Here is a 7,671-nt window from a genome sequence, read left to right on the forward strand (position 1 = left end):
GGCCAGATAGTTATAATATGGCTATTTCAAATAGTGATTATTATACATGGATACCAAGCTTACAGTTATGTGTTTGTTATTATAATTTAGGTGAAATAAAATGTTCATATTTCTTTAATGAATTAGCAGCAACATTTAATGGAGAAACAGAAAAAATTTTATATAATAGAAATGTATTCGAAAGAGATTTTAAAGAAATAAAGATAGAACCACCTAAATTAGAGTATCCATTAAAATTAAGTGATTATACTAAATATCTATAGATTAAGCATAGTAAGGTTTTTTCATTTAATAGAATAGATAAATAAAAAGTAATTATAATTCCTATAGAAGTTTATATAGAAGTTTATATAGTCTTCTTTTGGGAAATATAATTACTTTTTTCATAAAATTTTATAATTGCATGAAGTTTTTTAAAGAAATATCGAATGCTTTTACTGAATGGGTTAATTCACCTGAGGAAATAAAATCTACACCAGACAATGCATAATTTCTTACAGTATCTAAAGTAATATTTCCTGAACATTCTGTAAGAGCACGTCCATTTATTAATTTAACCATTTCAGTAGCTTGGGATGGAGACATATTATCTAGCATAATTATGTCAGCACCAGCTTCAAGAGCTTCTATTACATCTTCTTTAGATTCAGTTTCAACTTCTATTTTTCTAACAAATGAAGAATTTTCTTTAGCTAGCCTAATTGCTTCTTTTATGCTACCAGCGTATCCAATATGATTATCTTTAATTAAAATTCCATCTGATAAAGAAAAACGATGATTATTTCCACCACCTATTTTAACAGCATATTTTTCTAATATCCTAAGATTAGCCGTAGTTTTTCTTGTATCTAAAAGTTTTGTATTAAGTCCTTTAAGTTCATTTACATATTTGTTAGTTAATGTTGCAATTCCACTCATTTTTTGAAGTAAATTTAAAGCAACTCTTTCACCCATTAAAATATTAAGAGCATCGCCCTTAACTTCACCAATTATATCGCCAGTTTTTACTTTTGAACCTTCTGAAATTAATGATATAAATTCAACTTCACCTAATATGGTAAATACTCTTTCAAATACAGGTAATCCACAAATGATTCCATCTTCTTTAGCAATTAGAGAAGCTTTTGCTTTAGAACCTTTAGTAATTACAGAGGAAGCTGTAATATCACCGTAAGGAATATCTTCTTCTAGTGCATTTTTAATTATTTTATCAATAATTAAATAGTTTAGCATATCTATTATCCACCTTTCTTTTTAAAAAGTTTATTAATTCTTCATAAGAATCTAATGCATATGATTTAGGTTCTTCAATAATTTCTTTAAATTTTATTTCATTTATTTTAGAGTTAATATTTTCAGAAGCTTGTTTACCAAAAACTAAGGCTTCTAGTAGTGAGTTACTAGCAAGTCTATTACTTCCATGTACCCCAGTACAACTAGCTTCGCCAACAGCATAAAGATTATTCATAGATGTTCTAGAAAATAAGTCAACTTTAATTCCTCCCATACAGTAATGATGAGCGGGAGCTATAGGAAGAAGATCTTTATCCATCTCATAACCTCTTTTTAAACATTCATTATATAGAAAAGGAAATCTACCCATTAGAAATTCTTTTGATTTTTTAGTCATATCTAGATAAACATAAGGAGTATCTGGTGTTTTTTCTATTTCTTTTAATATTGCAGTAGATACAATATCTCTAGGAAGTAAGGAATCAATAAATTCTTCGTGGTTTTGATTTAAAATTATTCCACCCTCGCCACGTAGAGATTCTGATAAAAGCAATTTCTTTCCTTTAGCTGATGGTTCATATAAAACAGTAGGATGAAGTTGCAAATATTCCATATCTTTAATTTCAATATTATTTTTTAGGCTGATATTAAGACCATCTCCAGTTAGAGACTCGATATTAGTTGTAGAATTAAATATTCCACCAATACCGCCAGTTGCTAAGATAGTAAATTTACTATTTACCTTATAAGTTTTATTTGAGTCCTTTAAGATTCCACCATAACAAATATTATCTTTAGAGATTAAATCTATTAATGTTATATTTTCTATCATAGTAATATTCTTTTTATTAGCAGCAATGTTTAATAAAGTTTCAGTAACTGATTTTCCAGTTTCATCTTTAACATGGACTATTCTAAATTCACTATGACCACCCTCTCTTGTATATCTTAGGTTATCTTCAGTTCTATCAAAAGGTACTCCCATTTTAACTAAATTATTAATATTCTCAACGGAGTTTTTTATTAGAAATTTAACTGCTTCAGTATCATTATGATAATTTCCTGCTTTCATTGTGTCATTAAAATAATTTTCTTCATCAAAAATGCCAAGGGAAGTTGAAATTCCTCCTTGAGCTAAATAACTATTACAATCTCTAAAAGTATCTTTAGTTATCATTAATATCCTAATATCATCTCTTAAATTAAGAGCAGTATAAAGGCCTGCAACACCTGTACCAACTATTAAAACATCATAATTCATAATTTTACACTGATAAAAGATGCATATTTTCTAGAGCTTTATGAGCGCTAACTCTAAGTTCTTCGTCAATATGAATTTCAAATTCTTCATTTTTTAAACAATTATATAAATCATTAAGAGATATTTTTTTCATATTAGGACAAATCATTCCTGTCTTTGTAGGAATAAAAGTTTTATTAGGACTTTTTAATTTCATTTCATAAAATACACCTTCTTCAGTTACTACAATAAATCCATCAGCAGTTGAAGAAGCACTATAATTAATAAGTTCTGATGTACTTCCTATATAGTCAGCTAAATCACGAACTTCTTTATTACATTCAGGGTGAACTAAAACAGGATAGTTTGGATATTTTTCTTTTAGTTCTATAATCTCATCTTTTTCAATTCTTTCATGAGTAGGACAAAAACCAGGATATAAAGTGAATTTTTTATTTGGTAGTTGTTCAGCTAAATACCCACCTAAGTTTCGATCAGGTAAGAAGATTATTTCGTCAGAATCTATATTATTTAATATATTAATAGCTGATGATGAAGTAACACATACATCAGACAAAGCTTTTATATCTAAATTAGAATTAATATAACTGACTACCTTAGCATTAGGATGCTTGTCCTTTAAAACTTCAAGGCGATTAACTAAAGCCATATCAGCCATAGGGCAAGTTGTACTATTTGATGGAATAAGTACTTTTTTATTTGGAGAAAGAATTTTTGCACTTTCAGCCATGAATTTTACTCCACAAAAGATTATTAAGTCTTTATTACTTTCCATAGCTTTTTTACTTAAGAAGTAAGAGTCACCAACTATATCAGCAATTTCCTGAATTTCATCACACTGATAAAGATGAGCAACTATTAGTGCATTTTTTTCTTCTTTTAATTTTAGTATTTCTTCTTTTAAGTTCATTTTTACACTTCCTTTTAAAAATATTTACATGTGTATATACACAAGATTATCATAAAAGTATACATAATTCAATATAACTGTATCTGTAGAAAAGGATAAGCTTCCTCTGAGGTCAATACATATATTTACAGAATATAATTTGAAAAATGGCATAAGGAACAAATTAGTAGGGAATATAGTCTAATTAAGAAGAGAAAAATATTAAAATAACGCCTCTGAGGTTCATGAAAATATTGGGAATTAAGAGGCGTAGGAAAGAGAGAAAAAATGGTTTTTAGTAGTGTTTTATTTATATTTAGATTTTTGCCTATAGCAATGATTTTATATTTTTTAACCCCAAATAAATTTAAAAATTTAACTTTGTTGCTTGTAAGTTTAATATTTTATTCTTGGGGTGAACCTAAGTACTTTTTAATAATGGTAGCATCAATATTTGTAGATTACTTTGTCAGTAGAGGAATAGAGAAAAGTAGAAATAATAAGAAGGTAAGTATAATGCTTTTATCCATATCTATATTATTTAATTTAGGAATTTTATTTTTCTTTAAGTATTTTAACTTCTTTTTAGAAAATATAAATAATATTCTTGGGTTATCTCTAAAATATGTAAAAATAACATTACCTTTAGGTATTAGTTTTTATACATTTCAAACTATGTCATATACTATAGATGTATTTCTAGGGAAAGTTAAGGCTGAAAAAAACATTATTAATTTTGGAGCATTTGTATGTTTATTTCCACAGCTTATTGCAGGACCTATAGTTAAATATACTGATATAAATCTTGAATTAAAACATAGAAAGATAGATATAAAGCAAATTCAAGATGGGATAGAGTTATTTATACTTGGATTAGGAAGTAAGGTGCTTATAGCAAATAATATAGGAGCATTTTGGTCTGAAATTGAAGGGAAGGGATTTGATGGAATAGGAACAGTAATAGCATGGATATCTGTTTTAGCATTTGCATTTCAAATATATTTTGATTTTAGTGGATATTCATTAATGGCAATAGGACTTGGTAAGATATTAGGATTTAACTTCCCAAGAAATTTTAATTATCCTTACATATCAAAAAGTATAACTGAATTTTGGAGAAGATGGCATATTACATTAGGGTCTTGGTTTAAAGAGTATGTCTATATACCATTAGGAGGAAATAGAGTAGGTAAGTTAAGAATATATATTAATCTTTTTATAGTATGGTTTTTAACAGGATTTTGGCATGGAGCTAGTTACAATTTTATATTATGGGGATTATATTTTTTTGTTTTAATTAGTATTGAGAAAGCTTTCTTATTTAAGTTTTTAGAAAAATATAAAATAATTTCACATATATATTCAATATTTTTTATACTACTTGGATGGACAATATTTGCAGTAGTAGATTTAGAACAGTTAAAAATATTATTAAAACAAATGTTTAGCATAAGTAAAAATAATCAATGGATATATTATGTACGAAATTACGGAATTACTTTTATAATTGCAGCAGCACTTGCAACTCCTATAGTAAAAAATATATATAATAAGATTATTAAGAGTGATATCTTAAATACAATTATTTTAATGGTTATATTTCTAATAAGTATAGCTTATTTGGTCGATGCGACATATAATCCATTTTTATATTTTAGATTTTAAGGGATGGTGATTATATGAAAAAAAATTACTTGTTATATTCTTTTATTATAGTAGTTATGGTATTAGCAATAGGTAGTTTAATTAAAAATGATAAAAAGTTTTCAGAGTTGGAAAATAGAAATTTAAAAACAAATGTTAAATTTTCAATAAAAGGTTTTCTTAATGGTAGTTTTCAAGAAGACTATGAAAAGTATATTAATGATCAGTTTCCATTAAGAGATAAATGGATAAGCTTGAAATCAATAAGTGAATATGCTTTAGGAAAGGTTGAAAACAATGGAATAATATATGGAAGTAATGGAGAGTTATTTGAAAAGTTTGATTCTTTAAATGAAGAAAGATTAAAAAATAATATTGAAGCTATAAACAACTTTTCACAAAATTACTATGATAAAGTTTCATTAATGATTATACCTAATTCATATGAAATATATAAAGAAAATTTACCTATGAATTCACCTATAATTATGCAAAGAGAAATAATTAATGAAATATATAATTTTTTACAATTTACTAATAACTTAGATGTAATGAAAGACTTAATAGATAATAAAAATAAGTATATATATTATAAAACAGATCATCATTGGACTACATATGGAGCTTATTTAGCATATTGTAATTTTATTAATTCAATCAATGAGAATAAAATTGATTTAGAAGGACTTCAAGAGGTAGAATTGCCAAATTTTTATGGAACATATTATTCAAAAGCAAAATCTTTTAATATTAAACCAGATACTATGGTTTATTATAATTTTAATAATCTAACAATGGAGATAGTTGGCGATAAGATATATGATTCTATATATGATTATTCAAAGGTAAACTTAAGAGATAAATATTCATTATTTTTATATGGAAATAATCCACTAACTATAATAAAGAATAAAGACATTAAAAATAATAAAAAAATATTAGTTATAAAAGACTCCTTTGGAAATTCGTTAGTTCCGTTTTTAACTCAAAATTACGAAGAAATTCATGTTATAGATCTAAGGTATTTTACTAGTAGATTAAGTAGTTATTTAGAAAAAAATTATTTTGAAAATATTTTAATTATATATAACTTTATAAATTTAGCTACAGACAATAATATATTGAGGCTTAAGTATTAAATTTACGCAGTAACAATAAAAAGATGAATTACTTTTTAAAAGTTACTGCGTAAATTATTTATATATTATAGATAAGATAAAATACTAATGGTTTTTGTATCTATTATTTCACCTTTTTTTATAAGAAGTTTCATCTCGTCTAGCGTAATTTTTTTTATATCTGTAAATTCATCTTCATCACATGATTTTTTACCTTCATATAAATTAGTAGCTTTAAATAAATGAATTATTTCATCGCAAAAGCCAGGAGCAGTAGCAATTTTTCCAAGATAAATCATGTTTTGGGCTTTATATCCAGTTTCTTCTTCTAACTCCCTATGAGCGCACGTAATAGGAGATTCATTTTTATTAAGTTTTCCAGCTGGAATTTCAAGAAGTGTTCTTTCTAAGGGTTTTCTAAATTGCTCTATTAATATAATCTCATTGTCATTTATAAAAGGAATTATTGCACAAGCTCCAGGATGTTTTATTATATCTCTATTAGATAAATTACCATCAGGCAATTCAACATCAATATTTATTAGGTTTAAATAGTTACCATTATAGACAACTGTTTCTTTAATAGTTTTTTCATAAAATTTCATAAATAGATCTCCTTATATGTAGAAGTTTATAATATATAAAATATATTATTTATATATTATATCATAGTATAGGAAAGTAATATTAAAAGTATTTTGTATAAATAATATGTAACAATAAGAATTTATAAACATAAAATGAAAGTGTAGATAAATCAAATGATAAATTTTGGTATATAATTGGGAGGATAAAATGCGATACTATAATAACTCAATGAATGATCCTAATAATGGGAGTAGATTAAGTAGAAGAGGCAGATTAAGTAGAAGTAGAATGAATCAATATAATACTTGGAATGAAGATGAAGAGCTATTTTCAGATAATATAGATGAAAATATGGAATCTTCTTTTAAGGAAGATTGTGTAGATCAATATAAATGTTGTTGCTGTGTTGGACCAAGAGGTCCAAGAGGGCCAAAGGGTGAACCAGGATGTAGAGGTCCTCAAGGATGTAAGGGAGCAACAGGAGCAACAGGGCCAACAGGACCAAGAGGAGCAACAGGAGCGCAAGGGCCAATAGGACCAAGGGGGGCAACTGGAGCAACAGGAGCACAAGGACCACAAGGATTAAGAGGAGCAACAGGAGCAACAGGAGCACAAGGGCCACAAGGATTAAGAGGAGCAACTGGTCCACAAGGATTAAGAGGAGCAACAGGTGCAACAGGAGCAACAGGAGCACAAGGTGTTCAAGGTATTCAAGGACCAACAGGACCAACTGGGGCAACTGGAGCACAAGGGCCACAAGGATTAAGAGGAGCAACAGGTGCAACAGGAGCAACAGGAGCACAAGGTGTTCAAGGTATTCAAGGACCAACAGGACCAACTGGGGCAACTGGAGCACAAGGGCCACAAGGATTAAGAGGAGCAACAGGTGCAACAGGAGCAACAGGAGCACAAGGTGTTCAAGGTATTCAAGGACCAAC

Annotated in this window: 6 protein-coding genes and 2 pseudogenes; 4 read left to right on the plus strand and 4 right to left on the minus strand. The window is 27.5% G+C overall.

Going from position 1 to position 7,671, the window contains the following annotated elements:
• Positions 1–263: pseudogene (locus tag Q0G30_RS13390) on the plus strand (hypothetical protein); the annotation flags it as partial.
• Positions 264–393: 130 nt separating this feature from the next.
• Here the strand turns inward: Q0G30_RS13390 and nadC are convergent.
• The 3 genes from nadC to nadA are packed head-to-tail and all read right to left on the minus strand — an operon-like array spanning position 394 to position 3,404.
• A complete protein-coding gene (nadC, locus tag Q0G30_RS13395) occupies positions 394–1,233 on the minus strand; it encodes a carboxylating nicotinate-nucleotide diphosphorylase (RefSeq protein ID WP_195467851.1) in 840 nt (279 codons plus the stop codon).
• Entirely contained in the window at positions 1,211–2,494 is a 1,284-nt protein-coding gene (locus Q0G30_RS13400; RefSeq protein ID WP_195467852.1) for an L-aspartate oxidase, read from the minus strand. The genes nadC and Q0G30_RS13400 overlap by 23 nt, the downstream gene beginning before the upstream one ends.
• A 4-nt stretch (positions 2,495–2,498) precedes the next feature.
• The gene (gene nadA, locus Q0G30_RS13405; protein WP_294391029.1) at positions 2,499–3,404 is read right to left on the minus strand and encodes a quinolinate synthase NadA; all 906 of its coding nucleotides are present in this window, start codon (positions 3,402–3,404) and stop codon (positions 2,499–2,501) included.
• 267 nt (positions 3,405–3,671) lie between these two features.
• On the opposite strand from nadA, the gene Q0G30_RS13410 reads away from it, so the two are divergent.
• Both Q0G30_RS13410 and Q0G30_RS13415 read left to right on the plus strand, forming a co-directional pair.
• Positions 3,672–5,048, plus strand: coding sequence for an MBOAT family O-acyltransferase (locus tag Q0G30_RS13410; protein ID WP_294391032.1), 1,377 nt, complete (start codon positions 3,672–3,674; stop codon positions 5,046–5,048).
• A 14-nt stretch (positions 5,049–5,062) separates the two neighbouring features.
• A complete protein-coding gene (locus Q0G30_RS13415; RefSeq protein WP_294391034.1) occupies positions 5,063–6,166 on the plus strand; it encodes a DHHW family protein in 1,104 nt (367 codons plus the stop codon).
• A 65-nt stretch (positions 6,167–6,231) separates the two neighbouring features.
• Here the strand turns inward: Q0G30_RS13415 and Q0G30_RS13420 are convergent, their stop codons facing one another.
• Complete coding sequence (locus Q0G30_RS13420; protein WP_294391037.1) at positions 6,232–6,750, minus strand: NUDIX hydrolase; 519 nt, start codon at positions 6,748–6,750, stop codon at positions 6,232–6,234.
• A gap of 190 nt (positions 6,751–6,940) precedes the next feature.
• On the opposite strand from Q0G30_RS13420, the pseudogene Q0G30_RS13425 reads away from it, so the two are divergent.
• A pseudogene (locus tag Q0G30_RS13425) lies at positions 6,941–7,671 on the plus strand (hypothetical protein); the annotation flags it as partial.

This window comes from uncultured Clostridium sp. (assembly GCF_934754925.1).
Taxonomy (GTDB): domain Bacteria; phylum Bacillota; class Clostridia; order Clostridiales; family Clostridiaceae; genus Clostridium.

Coding starts and splice junctions, on each gene's coding strand:
- nadC (WP_195467851.1), bottom strand. CDS start 1,233: ATGCTAAACTATTTAATTATTGATAAAATAATTAAAAATGCACTAGAA.
- Q0G30_RS13400 (WP_195467852.1), bottom strand. CDS start 2,494: ATGAATTATGATGTTTTAATAGTTGGTACAGGTGTTGCAGGCCTTTAT.
- nadA (WP_294391029.1), bottom strand. CDS start 3,404: ATGAACTTAAAAGAAGAAATACTAAAATTAAAAGAAGAAAAAAATGCA.
- Q0G30_RS13410 (WP_294391032.1), top strand. CDS start 3,672: ATGGTTTTTAGTAGTGTTTTATTTATATTTAGATTTTTGCCTATAGCA.
- Q0G30_RS13415 (WP_294391034.1), top strand. CDS start 5,063: ATGAAAAAAAATTACTTGTTATATTCTTTTATTATAGTAGTTATGGTA.
- Q0G30_RS13420 (WP_294391037.1), bottom strand. CDS start 6,750: ATGAAATTTTATGAAAAAACTATTAAAGAAACAGTTGTCTATAATGGT.